General features: G+C 67.2%; 23 protein-coding genes. 8 read left to right on the top strand and 15 right to left on the bottom strand.

The window, feature by feature from the left end; all coding sequences use genetic code 11:
• Positions 1-6 precede the first annotated feature (6 nt).
• Both PGN16_RS03395 and PGN16_RS03390 read right to left on the bottom strand, forming a co-directional pair.
• Positions 7-672, bottom strand: coding sequence for a response regulator transcription factor (locus PGN16_RS03395; protein WP_028966034.1), 666 nt, complete (start codon positions 670-672; stop codon positions 7-9).
• 98 nt (positions 673-770) lie between these two features.
• On the bottom strand, positions 771-1064 hold the full coding sequence (locus PGN16_RS03390; RefSeq protein ID WP_335307985.1) for a hypothetical protein: 294 nt from the start codon (positions 1062-1064) through the stop codon (positions 771-773).
• 115 nt (positions 1065-1179) lie between these two features.
• Between PGN16_RS03390 and PGN16_RS03385 the strand changes: the two genes are divergently transcribed.
• From PGN16_RS03385 to PGN16_RS03375, 3 genes are all read left to right on the top strand, one after another.
• Complete coding sequence (locus PGN16_RS03385; protein ID WP_335307984.1) at positions 1180-2961, top strand: ABC-F family ATP-binding cassette domain-containing protein; 1782 nt, start codon at positions 1180-1182, stop codon at positions 2959-2961.
• Positions 2962-3027: 66 nt separating this feature from the next.
• On the top strand, positions 3028-4479 hold the full coding sequence (locus PGN16_RS03380) for a globin-coupled sensor protein (RefSeq protein WP_335307983.1): 1452 nt from the start codon (positions 3028-3030) through the stop codon (positions 4477-4479).
• Positions 4480-4742: 263 nt separating this feature from the next.
• Positions 4743-5585: an alpha/beta hydrolase family protein gene (locus PGN16_RS03375; RefSeq protein WP_335307982.1), complete on the top strand. Its 843-nt coding sequence runs from the start codon at positions 4743-4745 to the stop codon at positions 5583-5585.
• Between the two features lie 10 nt (positions 5586-5595).
• Here PGN16_RS03375 and PGN16_RS03370 read toward each other — a convergent pair whose 3' ends face one another.
• Positions 5596-6408 carry a DUF815 domain-containing protein gene (locus tag PGN16_RS03370; RefSeq protein WP_335307981.1) on the bottom strand — a complete coding sequence of 271 codons (813 nt, stop codon included), beginning with the start codon at positions 6406-6408 and terminating at the stop codon, positions 5596-5598.
• 106 nt (positions 6409-6514) lie between these two features.
• Between PGN16_RS03370 and PGN16_RS03365 the strand changes: the two genes are divergently transcribed.
• Positions 6515-7576 carry a mannose-1-phosphate guanylyltransferase/mannose-6-phosphate isomerase gene (locus PGN16_RS03365; RefSeq protein ID WP_335307980.1) on the top strand — a complete coding sequence of 354 codons (1062 nt, stop codon included), beginning with the start codon at positions 6515-6517 and terminating at the stop codon, positions 7574-7576.
• A 151-nt stretch (positions 7577-7727) separates the two neighbouring features.
• Here PGN16_RS03365 and PGN16_RS03360 read toward each other — a convergent pair whose 3' ends face one another.
• The 5 genes from PGN16_RS03360 to PGN16_RS03340 all read right to left on the bottom strand — a co-directional run bounded on the left by PGN16_RS03360 (position 7728) and on the right by PGN16_RS03340 (position 12494).
• Entirely contained in the window at positions 7728-8180 is a 453-nt protein-coding gene (locus PGN16_RS03360) for a DUF3429 domain-containing protein (RefSeq protein WP_335307979.1), read from the bottom strand.
• Between the two features lie 25 nt (positions 8181-8205).
• Positions 8206-8859 (bottom strand): Uma2 family endonuclease, encoded by a 654-nt coding sequence (locus tag PGN16_RS03355; protein WP_335307978.1) that lies wholly within the window; start codon positions 8857-8859, stop codon positions 8206-8208.
• 100 nt (positions 8860-8959) lie between these two features.
• A complete protein-coding gene (gene groL, locus PGN16_RS03350) occupies positions 8960-10603 on the bottom strand; it encodes a chaperonin GroEL (protein WP_335307977.1) in 1644 nt (547 codons plus the stop codon).
• A 53-nt stretch (positions 10604-10656) separates the two neighbouring features.
• Complete coding sequence (gene groES, locus PGN16_RS03345) at positions 10657-10944, bottom strand: co-chaperone GroES (RefSeq protein WP_028966046.1); 288 nt, start codon at positions 10942-10944, stop codon at positions 10657-10659.
• 146 nt (positions 10945-11090) lie between these two features.
• Positions 11091-12494, bottom strand: coding sequence for an MATE family efflux transporter (locus PGN16_RS03340; RefSeq protein ID WP_335307976.1), 1404 nt, complete (start codon positions 12492-12494; stop codon positions 11091-11093).
• Positions 12495-12988: 494 nt separating this feature from the next.
• Here PGN16_RS03340 and sppA point away from each other — a divergent pair, with 494 nt between their 5' ends.
• Positions 12989-14857, top strand: a complete 1869-nt coding sequence (gene sppA / locus PGN16_RS03335; protein WP_335307975.1) for a signal peptide peptidase SppA — start codon at positions 12989-12991, stop codon at positions 14855-14857.
• Entirely contained in the window at positions 14857-15420 is a 564-nt protein-coding gene (locus tag PGN16_RS03330) for a GNAT family N-acetyltransferase (protein ID WP_335307974.1), read from the top strand. Before sppA ends, PGN16_RS03330 begins: the two co-directional genes overlap by 1 nt.
• A 190-nt stretch (positions 15421-15610) precedes the next feature.
• On the opposite strand, the gene egtD is transcribed toward PGN16_RS03330, so the two are convergent.
• From egtD to PGN16_RS03295, 7 genes are all read right to left on the bottom strand, one after another.
• Positions 15611-16588 (bottom strand): L-histidine N(alpha)-methyltransferase, encoded by a 978-nt coding sequence (egtD, locus tag PGN16_RS03325; protein ID WP_335307973.1) that lies wholly within the window; start codon positions 16586-16588, stop codon positions 15611-15613.
• Complete coding sequence (gene egtB / locus PGN16_RS03320; protein ID WP_335307972.1) at positions 16588-17847, bottom strand: ergothioneine biosynthesis protein EgtB; 1260 nt, start codon at positions 17845-17847, stop codon at positions 16588-16590. The genes egtD and egtB overlap by 1 nt, the downstream gene beginning before the upstream one ends.
• Before the next feature lie 54 nt (positions 17848-17901).
• Positions 17902-18459: a cob(I)yrinic acid a,c-diamide adenosyltransferase gene (locus PGN16_RS03315; RefSeq protein ID WP_335307971.1), complete on the bottom strand. Its 558-nt coding sequence runs from the start codon at positions 18457-18459 to the stop codon at positions 17902-17904.
• The gene (locus PGN16_RS03310) at positions 18459-18686 is read right to left on the bottom strand and encodes a twin transmembrane helix small protein (RefSeq protein WP_335307970.1); all 228 of its coding nucleotides are present in this window, start codon (positions 18684-18686) and stop codon (positions 18459-18461) included. The genes PGN16_RS03315 and PGN16_RS03310 overlap by 1 nt, the downstream gene beginning before the upstream one ends.
• Positions 18687-19046: 360 nt before the next feature.
• Complete coding sequence (gene secA / locus PGN16_RS03305; RefSeq protein ID WP_335307969.1) at positions 19047-21782, bottom strand: preprotein translocase subunit SecA; 2736 nt, start codon at positions 21780-21782, stop codon at positions 19047-19049.
• Positions 21783-21872: 90 nt separating this feature from the next.
• Positions 21873-22127 (bottom strand): hypothetical protein, encoded by a 255-nt coding sequence (locus tag PGN16_RS03300; protein WP_335307968.1) that lies wholly within the window; start codon positions 22125-22127, stop codon positions 21873-21875.
• 58 nt (positions 22128-22185) lie between these two features.
• A complete protein-coding gene (locus PGN16_RS03295) occupies positions 22186-23049 on the bottom strand; it encodes an energy transducer TonB (RefSeq protein ID WP_335307967.1) in 864 nt (287 codons plus the stop codon).
• A gap of 51 nt (positions 23050-23100) precedes the next feature.
• Here PGN16_RS03295 and argJ point away from each other — a divergent pair, with 51 nt between their 5' ends.
• Both argJ and PGN16_RS03285 read left to right on the top strand, forming a co-directional pair.
• The gene (gene argJ, locus PGN16_RS03290; protein ID WP_335307966.1) at positions 23101-24327 is read left to right on the top strand and encodes a bifunctional glutamate N-acetyltransferase/amino-acid acetyltransferase ArgJ; all 1227 of its coding nucleotides are present in this window, start codon (positions 23101-23103) and stop codon (positions 24325-24327) included.
• Between the two features lie 8 nt (positions 24328-24335).
• A complete protein-coding gene (locus tag PGN16_RS03285; RefSeq protein ID WP_335307965.1) occupies positions 24336-24947 on the top strand; it encodes a glutathione S-transferase family protein in 612 nt (203 codons plus the stop codon).

Here is a 24947-nt window from a genome sequence, read left to right as displayed (position 1 = left end):
ACGGCGTCAGGCGTCCGGATCTTCCAGGCTGTAGCCGAGGCCGCGGATCGTGGTGATCACGTCCTGGCCCAGCTTCTTGCGGATCCGGGTCACAAACACCTCGATGGTATTGGAATCACGATCGAAATCCTGATCGTAGATATGTTCGATCAACTCGGTGCGGCTGACCACCTTGCCCTTGTGGTGAAGCAGATAGCTGAGCAGCTTGTATTCCTGGGCGGTCAGCTTCACCGGCTCGCCGGCGCGCGTCACCTTGCCCGAGCGCGTGTCGAGCCGCACGTCACCCGCGATCAGCTCCGACGAGGCATTGCCCGAGGCACGACGGATCAGCGCGCGCAGTCGCGCGATCAGTTCCTCGGTCTGGAACGGCTTGGCGACATAATCGTCCGCGCCCGCGTCGAGCCCGGCGACCTTGTCGGACCAGCTGTCGCGCGCGGTCAGCACCAGCACCGGCGTGGTCTTGCCTTCCTTGCGCCAGCGGTCGAGCACCGTCAGCCCGTCGATCTCGGGCAGGCCGAGGTCGAGCACGATCGCGTCATAGCTCTCGGTCGAACCGAGGAAATGCCCCTCCTCGCCATCGGTTGCCAGATCGATGGCATAGCCCGCGCCTTCCAGCGTTGATTTTAGCTGCTGCCCCAGATTGGGCTCATCCTCGACGATCAGCACGCGCATCGGTGGTGGGGCTCCCATGAAAAACGAAGTGTCTGGCGGTGGCGCTAGCACGAAAGCCTCGCGCTATGGAATTGCGGCTTTCCGCGCGCTGAACACGCTCAGCGGCCGGTGCGTCCCAAAATCTGTCCGGTGCGCCCATCGACATCGACCCAGATCACCGCGCCCTTCTTCAGGAACTTGAGCGTGTAGATGCCACTCGGCATCTCGAGATCGAAGCCGATATATTGCGCATCGCGCATCGTCGGCACCACGCGCCGCTCGATCTCCGGCAATGGCAGCAACCGACCCTGCCGACGCGCCTGCAACGCCACCGAGCCGTCGCGCACCTGATCGGGCAGCGGCTGGGCGATCGCCGTCGCGGCCAGCCCGCACAGGAGGAGCGAAGGAAGCATTCTCACCGGTGCTGGCATAGCGAGGACGGCTTGAACAGCCTGTGAATAAGGAAAGCGGCGCATGTGTCCTTCGCGCAACTTGCTCCTCGCTTCGTGGTTCCCTAGGTCCCACGCCATGGCCGCACCTATATTGTCGTATGAAGACCTTGGGCTCGTTCAGGGGGCCGGATGGCTGTTCCGCCATCTGGATCTGTATATCGGGGAGCGGGATCGCCTCGCGCTGATCGGGCGAAACGGGGCGGGCAAATCGACGCTGCTGAAACTGATCGCCGGTGTGATCGACTGCGACGAAGGCCGGCGCGCGATCGTGCCCGGCACGAAGGTCGTGATGCTGGAACAGGACCCGGACGTCAGCAGCTTCGCGACATTGCGCGACTATGCGCTGGCAGGGAACGACGCGCCCGAACATTATGAGGCCGATGCGATCGCCGACCAGCTCGGCATCGACCTGTCGCGCGAAGCGAAGTCCGCGTCGGGAGGCGAGCGTCGCCGCGCCGCGATCGTCCGCGCGCTGGCGATGGACCCGGACGTGCTGCTGCTCGACGAGCCGACCAACCATCTCGACATCGCCGCGATCGAGTGGCTCGAGGATTGGCTGAAGCGGTTCACCGGCGCGTTCGTCGTCATCAGCCATGATCGCACCTTTTTGACTCGGCTGACGAAGCAGACCCTGTGGCTCGATCGCGGCGAGTTGCGCCGCGCCGAGGTCGGCTTCGGGGGCTTCGATGCCTGGACCGAGCAGGTCTATGCCGAGGAGGAACGCAACGCGCAGCGGCTCGACGCCAAGCTGAAGATCGAGGAACATTGGCTGCAACGCGGCGTCACCGGCCGCCGCCGCCGCAACCAGGGGCGTCTCGCCAAGCTGAAGGAGATGCGCGCCGAACGCGCGGCGATGATGGGACCGCAGGGCGCCGCCGCGTTGCAGGTCGCCAGCGACGACAACAAGACCAAGATCGTCATCGATGCCGAACATGTGTCGAAGAGCTTTGGCGATCGCGCAATCATCCGCGACCTGACCTTGCGCGTCGCGCGCGGCGACCGGATCGGGATCGTCGGCCGCAACGGCGCGGGCAAGACGACGCTGTTGAAGTTGCTGACCGGCGAGCTGGAGCCAGACGCCGGCACGATCCGGCGCGCGAAGACGCTCGACGGCATCGTCATCGACCAGCAGCGCAGCCTGATGGCCCCGGACAAGACGGTGCGCGACGTGCTGGCCGATGGCGGCGAATGGATCGACGTGCTCGGGTCGCGCAAGCACATCCACGGCTATCTGAAGGAATTCCTGTTCGATCCTTCGCTGACCGAGGCGAAGGTCGGCACGCTCTCGGGCGGCGAGCGCTCGCGGCTGCTGCTCGCCCGCGAATTTGCGCGCGAATCGAACCTGTTGATCCTCGACGAGCCGACCAACGATCTCGATCTGGAGACGCTCGACCTGTTGCAGGAGGTAATCGCGGATTACGGCGGCACCGTGCTGATCGTCAGCCACGACCGCGACTTCCTCGATCGTACCGTCACGATCACGCTGGGCCTCGACGGGAGCGGACATGTCGATGTCGTGGCAGGCGGCTACGAGGATTGGGAGCGCAAGCGCCGGCCGCGCGTGGAGGCGACCAAGAAGGCGACGCCCAGGACCGCCGCCCCTCCGCCCCCACCACCCAGCCGGGTCAAGCTGAGTTACAAGGACCAGCGCGACTATGATCTGCTGCCGGCGCGAATCGAGGAACTGGACGCCCGCATCGCGGCGGACGAGACAGCCCTCGCGGATCCGGCGCTTTACGCGCGCGATGCCGCGGCGTTCGATCGGCTGAGCCGCAACATCGCCGCACTGCGCGAAGAAAAGGACGCCGCCGAACTTCGCTGGCTCGAATTAGCAGAGATCATAGATAATCCCGCTTGATGTAGGAGACCGGATTACGCGGCTTTAACCGTTTCCGATTATTGCCAACGGCATGGAGGAAATGCTGTGAGCGGATCGGAACCAATCGACTTCGAGCAACGGCTGGCCGCGTTTGGTTATAGCGAACGCAGCTATGCGACCTTTCCCGTGGTGCGCCGCGCGATTGAGCGTCATGCGCCGACCGCGCTGGTGTCGCTGTACAAGCATATCGCCGGCACTCCCGCGATCGCACGCATGTTCCAGTCGCAGGCGCGGATGGATCACGCCCGCGACAAGCAGCTCGAACATTGGCGCAAGCTCTTCTCGGGGCCGATCGATCGTAATTATGCCGCTGCCGCCTCGCACATCGGGCAAATCCACGCGCGGATCGGCCTCGCACCGACCTGGTACATCAGCGGCTATGCGCGGATGCTGGAGCATGTGCTGCCCAAGGTCATGCTCGGCCGCCTGTTGTCGCCGTTCGGCGCCCGTCGCCGCGCGCGCGCCGCGACCGCGCTGGTCAAGGCGTCGCTGATCGACATGGACATCGCGCTCGCCGCCTATTTTGAGGCCGAGCAGGCCGGCCGCCGTGCCGTTATCGAGCGCTGCGGGCAGGTGTTCGATCGGATGGCGCAGGGCGACCTGACCGAGACGCTCGACGGTCTTCCAGCCGAATATCAGGCACTCGCCGACAGTTTCGAGGCGATGCGCACGCAGATGTCGACGACGCTCGGCGTGGTGACCCGTTCCAGCCAGCAAATCCGCAACGGCTCGGGCGACATCCGCCAGGCGTCCGACGATCTGTCGCAGCGTACCGAGCAGCAGGCTGCTTCCCTGGAGGAAACCGCCGCGGCGATGGACGAGATCACCTCGACCGTCCGCCAGACCGCGGATGGCGCCAGTCAGGCCAACCGGATCGTCGGCGAAGCGCGCGGCGAGGCGGAGGAATCGGGCCAGATCGTCCGCCGCGCCGTCGAAGCGATGGGCGGGATCGAGCGCTCGTCGGCGGAGATCAGCGAGATCATCACCGTCATCGACGGCATCTCGTTCCAGACCAACCTGCTCGCCCTGAACGCGGGCGTCGAGGCGGCGCGTGCGGGCGAGGCCGGCAAGGGCTTTGCGGTCGTCGCTTCCGAGGTCCGCGCGCTGGCGCAGCGGTCGGCGGACGCGGCCAAGGACGTGAAGACCCGCATTCTCGCCTCCTCGGAGCAGGTCGGCGTCGGTGTCGATCTCGTCAACGAAGCCGGTCAGGCGCTCCAGCGGATCATCGGCCGCATCGGTGAGATCAGCGATCTCGTCTCGCGCATCGCGACCTCGGCCAGCCAGCAGTCGGTCGGGCTGGGCCAGGTGAATACCGCGGTGTCGGAGATGGACAATGTGACCCAGCGCAACGCCGCGATGGTCGAACAGGCCACTGCCGCTGCGCGCAACCTCGCCGCCGAAGCCGAAACCCTGTCGCGCGAAGTCGCCCGGTTCCGCCTGGGTGAAACGGACGGCAATCCGGTCCATCGGATGCAGAAGCGGCTGGCGGCGGCGTAAGGCTGATCTACGACAGGTACGATCCGGGGTTCCCGGATCGTATCGAAGACGGACTGCGCAGGGTCTTGCAGGCGAGACGTTGCCCGGTTCTTCGCTCAAGCAATGGATAAACTTACAGTTCGCCGCCAATCTCTCGACTTGTCCTGGGTTAAGTTCTAGCTTCCCCTTTGGGGGGACCGAACACGACGAAGCGGCGGTGGCTGATCGTTGGTGGCGTGGTGTTGGCTGGTGCCGCACTCTGGTTTGCCGGCCCATTCGCCTACATGCTTTGGATGGTTTATTGGCACGGTCCGCCGGCACTTGAACGTCTGCCGGTCAGCAAGCCTGTTGCGATCCTCCATTATGGTTCGGCTCCTCAACAGGTGGAGGAGTTGCGGCTGCCGAAGGGCGACGGGCCTTTCCCGGTCGCGGTGGTCGTTCACGGCGGCTGTTGGGATGCGTCGATCGGTGGCACGGCGCGCGGCATCGCCGCGCTGGCGGACGCACTGACGCAACGCGGCATCGCTTCGCTCAACGTCGAGTATCGCCAGCTTGGTCAGCCGGGCGGCGGTTGGCCGGGCACCTTCCGCGATACTGGCGCCGCTATCGACACATTAAGGCCGCTCGCCAGACGCTATCCGCTCGACCTGTCGCGCGTGATCGTCATCGGCCATTCGGCGGGTGCGCTGCTTGCGACGTGGAGCGCGGTCCGCCCGCGCCTCGCACCCACGAGCGACATCTATGCCCCCGCCCCGGTTAGGCCCGCCGCCGTCGTCGCGATCGACGGGCCGAGCAGCCTGGCCGAGTTCATCGGCAAGGATAAGGAAATCTACGACAAACCCGTCATCGTCCCGTTGATGGGCGGCACACCGGAACAGGTACCGCAGCGCTATCGCGATGCCTCGGCACAGGACCATCTTCCGCTCGGCATCCCGCAGGCCGTCGCGATGGGCGCGTTCGCCGAGCTGATGACGCCCTATATCGCGCGCGTCCGCCGCGCGGGCGATCGGCTGGAAGTCTATCGGACGCAGCGCCCCTCGCATTTCAGGATCATCAACCCGACTGAACCCGAAGGCGCGGGGACGGTAGCACTGATCGTCCGCACGGCCGCGGCGACGAAACGCTGAACGTCAGCGATTACTCCAGCCGCCTTCCCTCTCGTCCGGCGACCTCGACGACATATTGCCACGCCACGCGCCCCGACCGGCTCCCCCGCCGGGTCGCCCATTGCACCGCGTCCGCCGCATCGAACGGCAGCGCGTAACGTTCCGCATAGCCACGCACGATCGCCAGATAGCCGTCCTGATCGACGACATGAAAGCCGAGGCTCAGTCCGAAGCGATCCGCAAGCGCCATCTGGTCGTCGATCGAATCGCGCGGGTTGATCGCGCTTTCCTGTTCCCTGATGTCGCGCGTCACCAGATGCCGGCGGTTGGAGGTGACGATCAGCCGTGCGTTTGCCGGCCGCGCCTCCGCCCCGCCCTCCAGCAGCGAGCGTAGCACCCGCGCCTCCGCCGCGACGTCGAAGCCGAGATCGTCGAGGAAGATCGCGAACGCCCGCTCCTGTCCGGCGACCACGTCGAACAATCGCGGCAGCGTCTCGAGCCGGTCCGCCGCGACCTCGACCAGCGCCAGCGCACCGCCCGCCGCCTGCACCGCGCCGACCGCCGCCTTCACCAGCGCCGACTTGCCCGTCCCCCGCGCGCCCCACAGCAAGGCATCCTGCGCCGGCAGCCCTTCCGCCAGCCGTTCGAGATTGGCGAGCAGCGCCGCCTTCTGCGCCTCCGCCCCCTGCAACAGCGCCAGCGGCAGCGGGGCAAACGCGCGCGCCGCCGCCAGCGCGCCGTCGCGCCAAATATAGGCCGGGTGCGCCAGCGGATCGGCGCTGGCGGGCGGCGGCGGGGCGAGCCGCTCCAGCGCGGCGGCGATCCGGTCGAGGGCGTCGGTCATGCGCACCGGCTAATCCGCTCGTCACGTTGCCGCAACGGAAGATCGTGCATAAGGAAACCTTGCACGATCAGGCGTGTTGAGGCGTCGGGGGCGTAGTTGCGCTCCCATGGGGGAACAGGAGCAGCAATTGACCGAAATCGTGCCGGTGATCCTTTCAGGCGGATCAGGTACTCGCTTGTGGCCGATGTCGCGGCCGGAAAAGCCCAAACAGATGCTCGCGTTGACCGCGAGCGAGACGATGTTGCAGCTCACTGCGGCGCGCGCGCACGGCGACGCCTTCGCCGCGCCGATCGTCGTCGCCAATGCCGCGCATGCCGATGCGGTCGAGGAACAGCTCGGCGCAATCGGCACGCTGCCCAGCGCGCTGATCCTCGAACCGGCCGGACGCAACACCGCGCCTGCGATCGCACTCGCCGCGCTCAGCGCCGCGGCGGATCAGGCAATGCTGGTGATGCCGTCGGATCACGTCATCGCCGACCGCGAGGCGTTCCACGCCGCGATCCATGCCGCGCTGCCGCTGGTCGAGCAGGGCTGGCTCGTCACCTTCGGGATCACGCCCGACGCGCCGGAGACCGGCTACGGCTATATTAAGGTCGGCGAGGAGATCGCCGCCGGGGTCCACCGCGTCGCGCGCTTCGTCGAGAAGCCGAAGCGCGACATCGCGGAGGCGATGATCGCCTCCGGCGACCATGCGTGGAACGGCGGGATCTTCCTGTTCCGCGCCGATGCCTATCTGGCGGCGCTCGAGCAATTCGCGCCCGAGATCGTCGATTCGGTGCGCAAGGCCTGCGCGGGCGCGCGGCGCGAGGGCGTGCGGGTCTATCCGGATGCTGACGCCTTTGCGGCGTCGCCGTCCGACTCGATCGACTATGCCGTGATGGAAAAGGCCGATCGCGTCGCTGTCGTGCCAGTGGCGATGGGCTGGAGCGACGTCGGCAGCTGGGACGCGCTCCACGCGATCAGCGAGGGCGATGAACGCGGCAATGTCGTCAACGGCGAGGTCATCATGCTCGACAGCAGCAACTGCCTGGCGCGCAGCGACGGCGCGCGGATCGCGATGGTCGGGGTCGAGGACCTGATTGTCGTCGCCAGCGGCAACGACGTGCTGATCCTGCCGCGCGGGCGCAGCCAGGACGTCAAGCTGTTGCTGGAGGCGATGAAGGGCTGAACGTTGGGGTGGCGCGGGATGCCATCACCTTCGCCGTCGCCCCGGACCTGATCCGGGGCCCCGCTTCCTTTTCAAGCGAAACTTCAGAAGGAAGCGGGATCCCGGATCAAGTCCGGGACGACGAGATAAAGTCCGTGAAGGCCGTCTCGCCCTATCCCAGCATCACCCACGCCCAGCACGCCGCTAGCCCCGCGCAGCCCAGCAGCAATTGCGGCGGACGCAACCGCGCGAAATGCGCCGGCGCATTCCCCGCCAGCGCCGCGCGCCGGTCGAGCAGCGCCGCCAGCGCATAGCCGGCCGCCAGCAGCGCCAGCGAGGTGCTGACGAACGGCACCACCAGCGCCAGCCCGGCGATCGTGAAATAGCCGACCGCCGCGACGATCTCGACCGGCGTCGACGCGCCCGGCGTCGCGAACCCGAACCCGCGCCGCACGCCGCCGATGAACGACAGGATCAACGCGCCCCAGACGATCGCCAGCCGCACCGCTATCAATCCCCAGCCGGGTGCGAGCACCCACGCGCCGATCCCGGCGGCGACGAGCGGGAGCATCGGGCCGTAGCCGAAGACGATGCTGTCGGTGGGAATGCGGGCACGCTGGTTCATGTCCGCCGAACGCGCGGCCGCCGCTTCAGTCGCGTGCGAAGATTTCCTCGTGCGGGATGGAGAGGTTGAGCGTCGGGAGGGAAACGTCATGCGGTTGCGCGAACAGATCGTCGCGCCACGATTCCGGACCAAGCCGCTGGACAACCCGGGTCAGTTCGTTGTCCGGGTCGACGAGCACGATCGTGCTGACGGATGGCAGGTTGCGATAGGCCGCCAGCTTGCTTCCTGCATCGACCTTCGCCGTGGATGCCGAAAGGACCTCGAAGATCACGACCGGATCGCTGTAGACGCGCTGCTCCTCGCGTTCCCGCGTGGCAGGATTGCCGCAAAATACGCTTACGTCCGGATAGCGGACCATATCGTCTGCCAGCTGGATGCCCATATCTGAATTATAGGCCCGGCATCCGGTCCCGCGCAGTCGGGGCCCGAGATAGCTCAGGATGTTGGTCGCCACGCGCGAATGCGCCGGCGTCCCGCCAGTCATCATGTGGATGACCCCATCGACCAGCTCGAACTTGCGATCGCTGCCGAAATCGATCGCGAGGAACTGCTCCGCCGTGATTGGCTCGTAGAGGGGATCATGGCGCATGGCGGGAATATAGCGACATGCCGCACGCAAACAAAGGGCCGCCGGATCGCTCCGTCGGCCCTTTGCTGTACGCTTGGACGGCAGCGGCAAAGCCGCTGCCCAGGACGTCAGACCGGATCGGCGTTGCCGACCGGCTGTCCGCGCCGCGGCGAGTCCTGCGCCAGCCACGCTGGCGCAGGCCGCCTTCGGCTTAGAAGTCCATGCCGCCCATGCCGCCCATGCCGCCGCCGGCGGGCATGGCCGGAGCCTTGTCCTCGGGCAGCTCCGAGACGGTCGCCTCGGTGGTGATGAGCAGACCCGCCACCGACGCAGCGTTCTGGAGCGCGGTGCGCACGACCTTGGTCGGGTCGATCACGCCGGCCTGCACCAGGTTCTCGTAGGTGTCGGTCGCGGCGTTGAAGCCGAGCGAGGTGTCGTTGCCGTCGAGCAGCTTGCCCGACACCACCGCACCGTCGTGACCGGCGTTCTGCGCGATCTGGCGGACCAGCGAGGTCAGCGACTTGCGGACGATGTCGATGCCGCGGGTCTGGTCGTCGTTCTCGCCGGTCAGACCGTCGAGCGCCTTCGACGCGTACAGCAGCGCGGTGCCGCCGCCCGGGACGATGCCTTCCTCGACCGCGGCGCGGGTCGCGTGCAACGCGTCGTCGACGCGATCCTTGCGCTCCTTCACCTCGACCTCGGTCGACCCGCCGACCTTGATGACCGCCACGCCGCCCGCGAGCTTCGCCAGACGCTCCTGGAGCTTCTCGCGGTCGTAGTCGGAGGTGGTCACCTCGATCTGCTGGCGGATCGCCTCGGTGCGGCCCTTGATCGACTCCGCATCACCCGCACCGTCGACGATGGTGGTGTTGTCCTTGTCGATCGTCACGCGCTTGGCGGTGCCGAGCATGCCGAGCGTCACGCCCTCGAGCTTAATGCCGAGGTCCTCGCTGACGACTTCGCCCTTGGTCAGGATCGCGATGTCCTCGAGCATCGCCTTGCGGCGATCGCCGAAGCCCGGCGCCTTGACCGCTGCGACCTTCAGGCCGCCGCGCAGCTTGTTCACGACGAGCGTGGCGAGCGCCTCGCCCTCGATGTCCTCGGCGATGATCAGCAGCGGACGGCCCGACTGCACCACCGCCTCGAGGATCGGCAGCATCGCCTGCAGCGACGACAGCTTCTTCTCGTGAATCAGGATGTACGGGTCATTCAGCTCGACCTGCATCTTCTCCGGGTTGGTGATGAAGTACGGCGACAGATAGCCGCGGTCGAACTGCATACCCTCGACGACGTCCAGCTCGAACTCGAGGCCCTTGGCCTCCTCGACGGTGATGACGCCTTCCTTGCCGACCTTCTCCATCGCTTCCGCGATCTTCTCGCCGACCTCACGGTCGCCGTTGGCGGAGATGATGCCGACCTGCGCGACTTCCTGCGAGCCCGAGACGGGCTTGGAGCGCGCCTGGATGTCGGCGACGACCTTGGTCACCGCCAGATCGATGCCGCGCTTCAGGTCCATCGGGTTCATGCCGGCCGCGACCGACTTCATGCCCTCGCGGACGATCGCCTGCGCCAGCACGGTGGCGGTGGTGGTGCCGTCACCCGCGATGTCGTTGGTCTTCGAGGCCACTTCGCGCACCATCTGCGCGCCCATGTTCTCGAACTTGTCCTTGAGCTCGATTTCCTTGGCGACCGACACACCGTCCTTGGTGATGCGGGGCGCGCCGAAGCTCTTGTCGATCACGACGTTGCGGCCCTTCGGCCCCAGCGTGACCTTCACCGCATCGGCGAGGATGTCGACGCCGCGCAGGATGCGCTCGCGCGCGTCGCGACCGAATTTCACGTCCTTGGCTGCCATGTGGCTACCCTTTCAGATGAACGAATGTTGAGAAAGTTGAGGCGGTCGAACGCTCAGGCGATGATGCCGAGGATGTCCGATTCCTTCATGATGAGCAGGTCTTCACCGTCGACCTTGACCTCGGTGCCCGACCACTTGCCGAACAGGATGCGATCACCGGCCTTGACGTCGAGCGGGGCGACCTCGCCCTTGTCGTTCTTGGCGCCCGCACCGGCGGCGACGACTTCGCCTTCCTGCGGCTTTTCCTTGGCGGTGTCGGGGATGATGATCCCGCCGGCCGTCTTCTCTTCCGCCTCGACGCGGCGGACGAGAACGCGGTCGTGCAACGGACGAAAGTTCATTGCTCAGTACCCCTCTGAAGGTATGTGACAGTTCTTTGGCACTCAACCCAGCCGAGTGCCAGCCGGTCGCATATGTGGGTGCCCCCCGCCGGGGTCAACGCCCGCGCGCAAATTTTTGGGAACCGCCGGACGGGCCGTGCGTGCGATCAGGTCGCGCGTGGCGACAGGCGCAGCCGCTCGCGCGCGCTCCACCGCCAGATCAGCAGCGCGGAGACGACGCCGAGCCCGACCGCCAGCCCCCACCAGATCCCCGCCGCGCCCCAGCCCAGCCCGAAGCCGAGCAGCAGCGCGGTCCCGAACCCCGCGCCCCAATAGCCGGCGATCTGGATCAGCATCGGCACGCGCGTGTCTTGCACCCCGCGCAGCACGCCGGCCGCCACCGCCTGCGCGCCGTCGACGAGCTGGAAGATCGCCGCGATCCCCAGCAACGCTACCGCCAGCGCCGCCACCGCGCCCTCGCGCGCCGGATCGACGTACAGCCGCACCAGCCAGTGTGGCACCGCCCAGAACACCATCGCGCTCAGTGCCATCACCGCGATCCCGGTCACGATCGCGACGTTGCCGGCGCGCGCCACCCACGCCCGGTCGCCCGCGCCGAAGGCGAAGCCGACGCGGATCGTCGCCGCCTGCGCGAGCCCGAACGGGATCTGGAAGGCGATCGCGGCGATGTTGAGCGCCACCGCATGTGCGTCGATCGCCGCGACCGAGATCAGCCCCATCAGCAGCCCCGCGCCGCCGAACAATCCGCCCTCCGCCATCCAGCCAAGCGCGATCGGCGCGCCGAGCCGCGCGATCTCCGCCATCCGCGACCATTCGGCGCGCCACCATTTGCCGAGCAGGCGATAGCGGCGCAACCGGCGATCGGTCAGCAGGATCACCACATAAGCGGCACAGGTCGCGGTCGAGACGATCACGCTCGACAAGGCGGAGCCCTCCAGACCCAGCGCGGGAAAGCCGGCATTGCCGAACACCAGACACCAATTGCCGAGCAATGCGACGCCGAGCGCCAGCGCGGTGACCATCAGCGCCCAGCCCGGCCGCCCCAGCGCCGCCGCGGTCAGCCGGATCAGCGCCGCGAACACCGCCGGCAGCACGGCGAGCGACAGCACGCGGCAGAACGATCCAGCGCGCGCCGCTACCGCCGGGTCCTGCCCGGCGAGCCGCAGCAACGGCGCGGCGCAATTGAGTACCGCGATCACCATCAGTGACCCGAGCACCGCCAGCCACATCGCCATCCGGAACGACCGCCGCACCTGCCGCACCGCACCGATCCGCCGCCCGAGCGCGGCGGCGATCAGCGGCTCGGCCGCGCCGACCATCCCGATCAGCCCGAAGGCGAGGATATGGAAGAAGAACACCCCGAGCGTCGCGGCGGCGAACTCGACCGGCCCGAGCCGTGCGACGAACACCACGTCGACCGCGAACACCGCCATCTGGAGCAAATTCGCCCCGATCAGCGGCCCCGCCAGCGCGGCGAGCGCGCGCAGCTCCGCCGCCCAAGTCGGCGGCGGCGCCTGCGTCAGCGGCGCGAGGGTGGCGTGCGGGTTCATGGGTGGAGCCCCTAGCCGAGCCGGTTCGTCATGGCGACCCCGCCCCCCCCCCACCGTCATCCCAGCGCAGGCGAGACCCCTGCAAAATTCCCCCTTCTTGTACCCCGGCGAAGGCCGGGGCCCAGTTGGGAAACGTCTGCGACTTAGCGCGGCTTCCCTCGACTGGGCCGCGGCCTCCGCCGGGGTACGGCTTGCCGAGGTCCGAGGTGCTGGGTTCGCGCCTCATGCCGTCATCCCGGACTTGATCCGGGATCCCGCTTCTGTCCCGGCCGAAACGAAGCGGGACCCCGGATCAAGTCCGGGGCGACGAAAAAGGCGGATGGCGGGACCAAGGGGACGACGATCTTTCATGCCCGGTCGGACCATCAAGCGCTCCTGACCATCCTCCCCGCGAGCGTGGAAACTCGTCCTCCACCATTTACCCGCAAAGCGTATTGCCCCGGTCATACACGCCGCGCTACGATCGCCGCCACGTAACGAAGGTGGCAGAGACGATGAAGCTGGTACGCGGCGCCTGGAAGCTGCTGGTCGGGATCAAGGACGCGCTGGTGCTCGTCGCGATGCTGCTGTTCTTCGCGGTGATCTTCGCCGCGCTCAACGCGCGGCAGCGCCCGGCCGCGATCGGCGACGGCGCGCTGGTGCTCAAGTTCGACGGCCCGATCGTCGAACAGCCCGAGGAAGTGCCGCTCACCGCGCTGCTCAGCGGGCAGCAGGTCGGCAAGCAATACCGGCTCCGCGACGTGCTGCGCACGATCGACGCCGCGCGCACCGACGACCGCGTCAAGGCGATCGTCCTCGACCTCGATCGGTTCGGCGGCGCCTATCCGGCGGTGCTCGGCGAGGTGCAGGCCGCGTTGCTCCGCGCGCGTACCGCGGGCAAGCCGGTGCTCGCCTATGCCACCGCCTATACCGACGGCGGCTACCGCCTCGCCTCGGCGGCGAGCGAGATCTGGATGGACCCGCTCGGCGGCACCTTCTTCGCCGGCCCCGGCGGCAACCAGTTGTTCTACAAGGGGTTGATCGACAAGCTCGGGGTCAACGCGCACGTCTATCGCGTCGGCAAGTTCAAGTCGGCGGTCGAGCCCTATACCCGCACCGACCAGAGCCCCGAGGCGCGCGAGGCCTCGCAGGCCCTCTACGGCACGCTCTTCGATCAATGGCGCGAGGCGGTGGCGGCCGCGCGGCCCAAGGCGCAGCTCGCGCCATGGCTCGGCAACCCCGCCCAGCTCGTCACGCAGGCGCAGGGCGATGTGTCGCGCGCCAATCTCGCGACCGGGCTGGTCGACAAGCTCGGCGATCGCGTCGCGTTCGGCCGCCGCGTCGCGCAGCTGGCCGGCGGCGACGACAAGAAGGTCGCCGGTTGGTTCAAGACGATCAACTACGCCGCCTATGTCGCTGCCAATCCGCTGCCGAAGAAGGGCAAGGTCGGCGTGCTGACGATCGCCGGCGAGATTGTCGACGGCGAGGCCGGTCCCGGCAAGGCAGCCGGCGATACCGTGTCGAAGCTGCTCTACGACGGGCTCGTCGACAACGACCTCAAGGCGCTGGTGGTGCGCGTCGACTCGCCGGGCGGGTCGGTACTGGCGTCGGAGAAGATCCGGCTCGCGATCATGGAGGCCAAGCGCCGCGGGCTGCCGGTGGTCGTCTCGATGGGCGGGCTCGCCGCCTCGGGCGGCTATTGGGTGTCGACGCCGGCCGACGTGATCTTCGCCGAGCCGGGCACGATCACCGGTTCGATCGGCATCTTCGGGATCATCCCGACCTTCGAAAACACGCTCAAGAAGATCGGCCTGTCGACCGACGGCGTGAAGACCACGCCGCTGTCCGGCCAGCCGGACGTGCTCGGCGGCACCACGCCGGAGCTGGACCGGATCGTCCAGGCCGGGATCGAGCATGGCTATCTGCAATTCCTCACCCGCGTCTCGCAGTCGCGCAAGTTGCCGGTCGAGCGCGTCAACGAGATCGGCCAGGGTCGCGTCTGGGTCGGCGGGATCGCGCAGCAGCTGAAGCTGGTCGACCGCTTCGGCGGGCTCGACGATGCGGTCGCCGAGGCCGCGAAGCGCGCGAAGCTCGACGATGCGCAGGCCGTGTGGCTGGAGAAGAAGCCCGGCTTCGCCGCGCAAATCGCGCAGCAGGTCGCTAGTCAGGAAGACGACGACGACGCCAGCGCTCCGGATGCGCTGTCGCGGCTGACGTGGCAGCGCCAGCAGGCGTTCGCCGCCGCGCTGGGTGATGCGAAGCGGATGCTGGGCGGCGCGGCGGTGCGCGCGCAATGCCTGGAATGCGTCGGGCTCGGCCCGATCGCAGCGCGCGCCGAGGACCGCAACCTGTGGCAGCTCGTCGTTGCACGGATCGGGCTGTGATGCCGCAGGGCCCGATTACGATCCGCGCCGCGACCGGCGACGACGCCGCGGCGATCGCCGCGATCTACGCGCCGTTCGTCCTGTCGGGCACCGTCTCGTTCGAGAACGAGGCCCCTGACGCCGCCGCGATGCGCGCGCGGATCGAGGGGTCGGATGGTTATTATCCGTGGCTGGTCGCGGCCAGCGGCGATGCGGTGCTGGCCTATGCCTATGCCACGCGCTTACGCGACCGTCCGGCCTATCGCTACGTGGTCGAGACTTCGATCTATGTCGGCGGCGCCACGCATGGTCAGGGGGTCGGGCGGCTGCTCTACGAGGCGCTGGTCGACACGTTGCGTGCGCAGGGGTTCACGCAGGCGATCGGGGTCATCACCCTCCCCAACGACGCCTCGATCACGCTCCACGAAGCGGTCGGCTTCCGCCGCGCGGGCGTGTATCGCGAAGTCGGCTACAAACAGGGCCGCTGGATCGACGTCGGCTTCTGGCAGTGCGAGCTGAACGACAGCGCGATCCCGCCGGTCGAGCCGAAGCCGTTCAGCGTGACGGGCGTGCGCCGCGACTGACGTCGCCCCTACGATTAAGCCGTCGCCCCTGCGGAGGCAGGGGCCCATGTCTGTATCGTACGTCGCGCCAACTGACACATGAGCGACGTGCCTGTGTCGAATGTCTCATCAGGCCGAGGCAGACATAGGCCCCTGCCTGCGCAGGGGCGACCAAATGTGTGTCCTCGACCGTCGCCCCGGCGGCGTCGCGTTACGGCGCCGGCCGCTCCGCCTGCGCTTCGGCGAGGATCACCGCGAACTTGCCCTCGGCATCGGTCCATTCGCGCACCGGCGTCCACCCGCCCGCGCGCAGCAGGATGCGTGCGTCGCGCTCGCCATATTTGTGGCTGTTCTCGGTATGGATCGACTCGCCCGCCGCGACCGAAAAGTCGCGCCCCTCGACCGTGAACGCGACATCGCGCGTCGCGACCAGATGCATCTCGATCCGCGCGCGATCGTCGTTCCAGCGCGCCTCGTGCGCGAAGGCGTCGACCGGCACCGTCCCGTCCAGCTCGCGGTTGATCCGCTCGAGCAGGTTGCGGTTGAACGCCGCGGTCACGCCCTGCGCATCGTCATAGGCCGGGACCAGCACCGCCGGGTCCTTGATCCGGTCCATCCCGATCAACAGCATCGCGCCCTCGCCGAGCGACGCGCGCATCGCGCGCAGCAGGTCGATCGCCGCCAGCGGAATCAGGTTGCCGATCGTTGAGCCGGGAAAGAACCCCAGCTTGGGCGAATCGCTGATCGTGTGCGGCAGCGTCAGCGGGCGCGTGAAATCAGCCTCGAACGGCAGCACCAGCAACTCGGGGAACGCATCCGACAGCTCGCGCGCCGACTGGCGAAGGAAGTCACCCGAAATGTCGATCGGCACGTAGGACGACGGCTTCACGCAGCGCAGCACGATCGGCGTCTTGGTCGAAGAGCCGGAGCCGAACTCGACCACCGCGCGACCCTCGCCGACGATCTCCCGCAACTCGGGGCACAATCCTTCCAGCAGCGCGGTTTCGGTCCGCGTCGGATAATATTCGGGCAAATCGGTGATCTGCTCGAACAATTCCGAGCCGCGGTGATCGTAGAACCACCGTGCCGGGATCGCGCGCGGGCGGCGCTCCAGCCCGGCGAGCACGTCGGCGCGGAACTGCGGGTCGGCGAGCGTCACCTGCCCGTCCTCGATCTCAGGCTTCAGCATCAAAGGTCCTTTGCCAGCCGCACGCCGGTGAACTGCCAGCGCTGGTGCGGGTAGAAGAAGTTGCGATAGCAGGCGCGCGCATGGCCGCGCGGGGTCGCGCAGCTCCCGCCGCGCAGCACGAACTGCCCGTTCATGAACTTGCCGTTATATTCGCCGACCGCGCCCTCGACCGGGTGGAAACCGGGATAGGGGCGATAGGCCGAGCCGGTCCACTCCCACACGTCGCCGAAGAACGCCGGCCCGCCGTCGGACGGCCGCGGCTCGATCGCGCCCGCGCCGTCGAGCTGGTTGCCCGCGCTCGGGTCATGGGCAGCGGCGGCCGCCTCCCATTCGAACTCGGTCGGCAGCCGCGCGCTCGCCCAAGTCGCATAGGCGTCCGCCTCGTAGAAGCTGACATGCGTCACCGGTGCTGCCGGATCGACCGCACGCCGCCCGTCGAGCCCGAAGCGCGTCCACGCCCCCTCGCGATGCTCCCAATAGAGCGGCGCGCCGACGCGCTCGCGCTGCACCCATGCCCAGCCGTCCGACAGCCACAGACGCGCGTCGCGATAGCCGCCATCGGCGATGAACGCCGCCCATTCGCCGTTGGTGACGGTGCGGTCGGCGATCGCATGGGGAAGCAGCAGCGTGCGATGCCGCGGCCCCTCGCAGTCAAACGCAAAGCCGCTGCCGTTGTGCCCGACCTCGACGACGCGCTCGCCGCTCTCGATCCACGCGATCGGCCCCGGCATCGCGACCGGCACCTTGCGCCCCGGCGACCACACCGCTGGCTCCAGCGGATTCTCCGAAAAAAGATGCAGCACGTCGGTGACGAGCAACTCCTGATGCTGCTCCTCGTGATGACATCCGAGCGCAACCAGCTCCAGCGCTGCCGCGGGAAGCGCGGCAAATGCCTCCAGCAACGCCATATCCACGGCGTGGCGATACGCCAGCACCTCATCAAGCGTCGGTCGGGTAATCATCCCCCGCCGCCCGCGCGCATGCCGCCGCCCTTCGGCCTCATAGTAACTGTTGAACAGGAACGGAAAGCGCGCGTCGTGCAGCGCATAGCCGGGCACATGATCGCGCAGCACGAAGGTCTCGAAGAACCAGGTCGTATGCGCCAGATGCCATTTCGCCGGCGAGGCGTCGTCCATCGACTGGATGGTTGCATCGGCATCGGACAGCGGGGCGACCAGCGCCTCGCTCAGCCGCCGCACCTGCGCATAGCGCCGCGCCAGCGGGTCGGTCCCGACATCACGCCGGGGGAGCGCTTCCATGGTCGTCCTCCTGCAGCCGCCCGGGAGATCGGGCGCGCACGGGACTGTCCTATGTTATCGGTTTGCCCCTGCTACCCACAAAACGTCCCCACCTGCATTAAGGTTCACCGACCGGCAGGCGACGAAAAGAAAATCCGACAGACGGTTCAGATAAATCAACGCCTGTGGGTTCGCGTGCGGCGCCAGTGCCACCGCTGACCGCTCCGCACGCCGCACGATCGCGCGCGCCAGATGCAGCGACGCCGCCGCGCCGCCGGGCAGCACGAAGCTGGTCAGCGGCGGGACATGTTCGTTAAGCGCGTCGATCTCCGCCTCCAATCGCGCGACTTGCGCCGGTACGATCCTGAGCGTCATCTCGCCGGGTTCGTAATCGTCGCCGGGTGTCGCGAGATCGGCGCCAAGGTCGAACAGATCGTTCTGAACGCGCGTCAGTTGCTCGACCAACGCATCGTCACCCAGCCCGGCAATCGCGACCCCGATCGCGCTGTTCGCCTCGTCGACATCGCCGATCGCCTGCATCCGCCCATCGGTCTTCGCGATCCGGCTGCCGTCCGACAGCCCGGTCGTGCCCTCGTCCCCGGTGCGCGTGTAGATACGGTTGAGCCGGACCATCAATTACGCCCGGCGGCGAACAGGATCACGACGACGATCAGCACCGCCAGTGTCTGATAAAAGATGCGCATCTGCATCATCCGGTTGGATTTGAGCTGCGCCGCGGTGGGCCCCTCCCCGCGCGCCTCGGCCGACGCGCTCTGGAGAAAGGAGACGATGCCGCGCACCAGCGCGACCACCGTGGCGATCATCGCCGCGACCAGCAGGATGACGAAAAACGTGTTCATGAACCGAAGCTAAGACGCGGAAGCGCAAACGGCAATGGCTGTCGGGGTCCCATACCCCCCGTCATGCCGGACGTGTTGCGGCATCCACCGTTCGGTAAATTCTCCGACCTTCGATTTGGCCTGACCTCAGACCCCGGAACAAGTCCGGGGTGACGAACTGTGCGGAGGCTGCCTTGGCTTCTCGTCACAGTTGGCCGGTGTGCGGCACCCGGCGATCGCGGAGCCGACCGTCTCCGACAAGGAATGAAGCGGGTCCACCGCGCCGGAGTCGCGGCCCCATCTCAAACCCATCCACCATTGAAAGCGGGATCCCGGGTCAAGCCCGGGATGACGAGGAAAGGGCGGTGAAGCCCCCGCCCCTTACGCCGCGCCGTGGCAGTGCTTGTACTTGCGCCCGGAGCCGCACGGACACGGCGCATTGCGGCTGACCACGCCTTCCCAGCTCGCCGGATCGTCGCCCAGATCGGCGGCGGTCGGCTGCGGGATCTGGAGCGGCGGGATTGTCGTCGTCACCAGCCCGCGCGTGCCGGCGTCGATGTCGTTGGAATTGTCCTCGCCGGTGAACGGGTCGAAGTGGGTGGTGATGAAGTCGGGCAGATCCGGCAGCGGCGGCGGGGCCTGCATCTGGAACTGCGCGAAGGCGATCGTCCGCGTCACGTCCTCGCGGATCGCGTCCAGCATCCGCTGGAAGAGGTTGAACGCCTCCTGCTTGTACTCGTTGATCGGCGTCTTCTGCGCATAGGCGCGCAGGTGGACGACCTGCCGCAGCGCGTCGAGCATCGCGAGATGCTCCTTCCAGTGGTGATCGAGGTTCTGGAGCAGGATCGACTTTTCGACCTGCGTCCACGTCGCCGGATCGAGTTCGGCCGCCTTCGCCTCGACCATCGCATCGGCTTCGGCCTGTACGCGCTCGGTGACGATCTCGGGATCGAGCGCGTCCTCGTTCAACCAGTCGTCGATCGGGGGCGCGACGTTCAGCACCTCGGCCAGCCGCGTCTTCATCCCCTCGACATCCCATTGCTCGGGATAGGAATTGGGCGGGCACGCTTCACCGACGATCGCATTGACCGTTTCGGCACGCATGTCGGTCACCACGTCGCCGACCGTGTCGGCATCCATGATGTCGGCGCGCTGTTCGTAGATCACCTTGCGCTGATCGTTCATCACGTCGTCATATTCGACGACCTGCTTGCGGATGTCGTAGTTGCGCGCCTCGACCTTCTTCTGCGCGGTTTCGATCGCCTTGGTCAGCCACTTGCTGCCGATCGCCTCGCCATCGTTGATGTTGTTGCGCATCATTTTGGCGAACAGCGTGTCCGGGCCGAAGATACGCAGCAGATCGTCGTCGAGCGACAGATAGAAGCGGCTGAGCCCAGGGTCGCCCTGACGCCCCGCGCGACCGCGAAGCTGGTTGTCGATGCGGCGGCTTTCGTGACGCTCGGTGCCGAGTACGAACAGTCCGCCCGCCTCCAGCACCTTCTGCTTTTCGGCGGCAATCTCGGCGCGGATCTGCTCGATCGCGGCGTCGCGCTCCGGTCCTTCGGGCATCCCGGCGAGTTCGTCCTCGACGCGCATCTCGAGGTTACCGCCCAATTGGATGTCGGTGCCGCGGCCCGCCATGTTGGTGGCGATCGTCACCGCGCCCAGCCGCCCGGCCTGCGCGACGATATGCGCCTCGCGCTCGTGGTAGCGCGCGTTCAGCACCGAATGGTCGACGCCTTCCTGCCGCAGGAATTCGCTCAGCATTTCGGACTTCTCGATCGACACCGTGCCGACCAGCACCGGCTGACCGGTTTCGGCATGTTCGCGGATCTTCTTGGCGATCGCGCGGAACTTGTCCTGCGTGTCCTTGTAGAACTCATCCTCTTCGTCGACGCGGTTGACCGCGCGGTTGGTCGGGATCGTGACGACGTTCATCTTGTAGATGTCGTAGAATTCGGCCGCTTCGGTCGCGGCGGTGCCGGTCATGCCCGCCAGCTTCGGGTACATGCGGAAGTAATTCTGGAAGGTGATCGAGGCCATCGTCTGGTTTTCGGGCTCGATCTGCACGCCCTCCTTCGCCTCGACCGCCTGGTGAAGTCCGTCAGACCAGCGGCGGCCGTCCATCATGCGCCCGGTGAACTCGTCGATGATGACGACCTTGCCGTCCTTGACGATGTAATCGGTGTCGCGCTTGAACATCGCGTTCGCGCGCAGCGCCTGGTTCAGATGGTGGACGACCTGCGTGTTCTCGAAATCGTACAGGTTCGCACCCTGCAACAGCCCCGCCGCCTCGAGCATCCGCTCGGCGCGCTCGGTGCCGTCTTCGGTCAGGACGATCGACTTCTGCTTCTCGTCCTTCTCGTAATCCTCTTCCGCAAGTTGCTTCACGATCGCGTCGACGCCGATGTACAGCTCGGATTTGTCGTCGGTCGGGCCGGAGATGATCAGCGGCGTGCGCGCCTCGTCGATCAGCACCGAGTCGACCTCGTCGACGATCGCCATCGCGAACGGGCGCTGCACCATCTGGCTGCGCTCATACTTCATATTGTCGCGCAGATAGTCGAAGCCGAACTCGTTGTTCGTGCCATAAGTGATGTCGGCGGCGTAGGCGTTGCGGCGCTCCTCGTCCGACAGGTTCGGCACGATCACGCCGGTCGTCAGCCCCAGGAAGCGATAGACGCGGCCCATCCAGTCGGCGTCGCGGCTGGCGAGATAGTCGTTGACGGTGATGACGTGAACGCCCTCGCCCGGCAGCGCATTCAGATAGGTGGCGAGCGTCGCGACCAGCGTCTTGCCCTCGCCGGTGCGCATCTCGGCGATCTCGCCCCGGTGGAGCACGATGCCGCCGATCATCTGCACGTCATAGTGACGCTGCCCCAGCACGCGCTTTGCCGCCTCGCGAACGGTCGCGAACGCCTCGGGCAGCAACTGGTCGAGCGTCTCACCGTTCGCCAGCCGCTCGCGGAACACCACGGTCTGATGCGCCAGCGTGTCGTCATCCATCGCCTGAAGTGTCGGCTCGTAGGAGGCGATCTTCGCGAGAGTCGGGTTGAGCGACTTGACGTAACGGTCGTTGGACGAACCGAAGAGCGACTTGGCAATACCGCCGAACATGGGCGTGATCCTGTATCTGGAAGCGGTGCGGCGGCGCCGGTGCCGGGCGGCCGCACGGGAAGAAAATGGCGTGACGAAGCGTGCGACGCGCTATTCGCGCCGGCGGCCCGCAAAGATCGGCTCGGCCGCGACCAGCGCCAGAATTCGAGATAGCGGCGCACCGCTGCTGTCTACGAGCATGGCGCGCGGCTGCGCCGGACGGGTGGCAAGGCGGCGCGCGGCGGAGGAGATCGCAGCGGCCTTCACCTGCTGCGCCACCGCCTGAGCAACCTGCGGCTGACGCGCCGCTGCCCCGACGCCAGTCAGCGCGGAAAGCAAGGCGGAAAGGATGAGCAGCAGATTCACGACGCCGGACATAGGATGACCGCGCGGGCACGTCCACCGCCGCCGCGCGGGTAAACCATCAATTTGCAGGGGGAAGCAAGGTCGTCCACTCGGCCACAAGGACCTGCGCCGCCTTGTTCACGCCATCCTTGTCTCGCGCCGGGATGAAGTGTTGGCCAGAATCGCACACCGTGGGCCTCGGATACTCCTTCGCTTCTTCCGCCCACTCACCGCTTATCGCCACCGTACAGTTCGTCGGCACGCCATTCGCGCCGACCGTCTGCCGCGCCTCCCGCATCGACAGCAGGCGGCTCCCGACCGGCACGACAGGCGTCGGCGGCGGGGTGTCGCCGTTGCGGATCATGAAATCCAATCGCATCCGGAAGCTCCCGACCACCTTCAGGTTCGCGCGCAACGCCGCCGGGTTGAAGCCGGGGCCGCCACATCTGGTCAGATCGGTCGCTTGCGGTTTGCCATCGACGACAATCTCGCAGCCGGCGATGGTATCGTCCGAGGCGATCGTCATGATCGTGGCGGCATCCACCGGTCCAGACGACTGTCGATTGTCGCCGTCTTCCGGCAGCACCCAATGGATCGGGAAGGTTACCTCACTCGCGATCGCGCGATCCTTTGCATCGCGGGCGGGTGTGAACCGACCCCTTGCCAGGATCAAAGCGCACGTGCCCTCTTCCAGCGTCGGTGATCCGAGCGAGACGTCGATCCGGCACCTAGTCGGATGTCCGGTTGCGTCCACCGCGACGATCGCGACCACCCGCCCCTGCTCCCCGGCGCGGATTGCCGCCAGCGGATAACTGTCGGCACCGATCCAGTCGCTGACGTCCAGCGGCGCGGCTTCCTTTACAACGCGAGGTGAGCCCTTGCCTATCGCCGGCATCGCTACCGCCGCTACGACCATCGCAGCCAACCACCCCTTGAACCGCATCACGTCACCATCCCCCTTTGCGTGCCCCGGTCGCAAAGCTAAGGCGACGCCATGTCGACGTCCATCTCTCCGCTCGCCGCGCCGTTCCCCGAAATGGCGACCATCGCCGGTGTCACGCTGCGCGTCGCCCGCGCGCGCTACAAGGAATGGGACCGCACCGATCTGACCTTCGCGGAACTAGCGCCGGGCACGACCGTCGCGGGCGTGCTGACGCAATCCAAATGCCCTTCGCCAGAGGTCGAATGGTGCCGCAAGGCGCTGGTGCTCGGCGAGGCGCGGGCGTTGGTGGTGAACGCCGGCAATTCCAACGCCTTCACGGGAAACCGCGGGCGTGAGGCGGTCGAGGCGATCGCGGCGCAGACCGCGCAGGCGCTCGGCTGCCGCCCCTCGGACGTGTTCGTCGCCTCGACGGGGGTCATCGGCGTGCCGCTGCCGATCGACAAGGCGCAGGCGGGGCTCGCCGCGGCCTTCGTCGCGCCGGAGGCTGACTGGCGCACGGCGGCCGAGACGATCGGCACCACCGACACCTATCCCAAGGGCGCGAGCGCGACCGCGGTGGTCGACGGCCGCACGATCACGATCGCAGCGATCATCAAGGGCTCGGGGATGATCGCGCCGGACATGGCAACGATGCTCGGCTTCATCTTCACCGACGCCGCGGTCGAGGCACCTTTCCTCCAAGCGGCGCTGTCGGCGGCGAACACGCGGACCTTCTCGTGCATCACCGTCGACGGCGACACTTCGACCAGCGACACGGTGCTGGCGTTCGCGACCGGCGCGGCGGGCAACACGCCGCTTGCCGACGACGAAAGCGACGGCGCGGACGCGTTCCGCGCCGCCTTGGCCGATGTGTGCCGCCAGCTCGCCTTGCTGGTCGTGCGCGATGGCGAGGGCGCGAGCAAGCTGATCGAGGTGACCGTCGAAGGTGCGGAGAGCGACCGTTCGGCACATCGGATCGCGATGTCGATCGCCAACTCGCCGCTGGTCAAGACTGCGATCGCGGGCGAGGATGCGAATTGGGGTCGCGTCGTGATGGCGGTCGGCAAGGCCGGCGAACCCGCCGAGCGCGACCGTCTGGCGATCCGCTTCGGCGCGACCCAGGTGGCCGAAGGTGGGCTGGCCGTCACCGGCTATGACGAGGCACCCGTCGCCGCACATCTGAAGGGGCAGGAAGTGGAGATCGGGGTCGACCTTGGCCTCGGCGACGGGCGGGCGACGGTGTGGACCTGCGACCTGACGCACGGCTATATTTCGATCAACGCCGATTACCGGAGCTGAGCCGCGCGATGCTGACGATCTGGGGGCGGCTGAACTCGCACAACGTCAAGAAGGTCGTGTGGCTCGCCGAGGAGCTGAGGCTGAACTACCAGCGTCACGACGTCGGTTGCGCGTTCGGGATGGACGATGCCTATTCGGCGAAGAACCCCAATGCGCTGATCCCGACGATCGAGGATGGCGACGTCGTGCTGTGGGAGTCGAATGCGATCCTGCGCTTTCTGGCGGCGCGGCACGGCGGCGACGCGCTATGGCCCGCCGATCCAGTGCAGCGCGCGCTGGCGGATCGCTGGATGGACTGGCAGTTCGGCTATGCCGAGGCGCAGCGGCCGGCGTTCCACGGGCTTGTCCGACGATCGCCCGAGCAGCGCGACCCCGCGGCGATCGAGCAGGCAACGGTGACGTGCAACCGGATGATGAAGGTGCTCGACGCCGCACTGTCGCTGCAGCCTTGGCTGTCGGGAGCCGAATTCGGCCTGGGCGACATTCCGATGGGCGTGTACGCCCACACATTCTTCGCGCTGGGGCTGGCGCGTGAGCCGCTTCCGCACGCTTCGTCTTGGTACGAGCGGCTGAAGACGCGACCAGGCTTTGCCGCGAACGTCATGATCCCGTTGACGTAG

This window comes from Sphingomonas phyllosphaerae (genome assembly GCF_036946485.1).
Lineage (GTDB): Bacteria > Pseudomonadota > Alphaproteobacteria > Sphingomonadales > Sphingomonadaceae > Sphingomonas > Sphingomonas phyllosphaerae_E.
The sequence above is the reverse complement of the archived record's forward strand: the minus strand, read 5'-3'. Positions and strand labels throughout refer to the sequence as shown.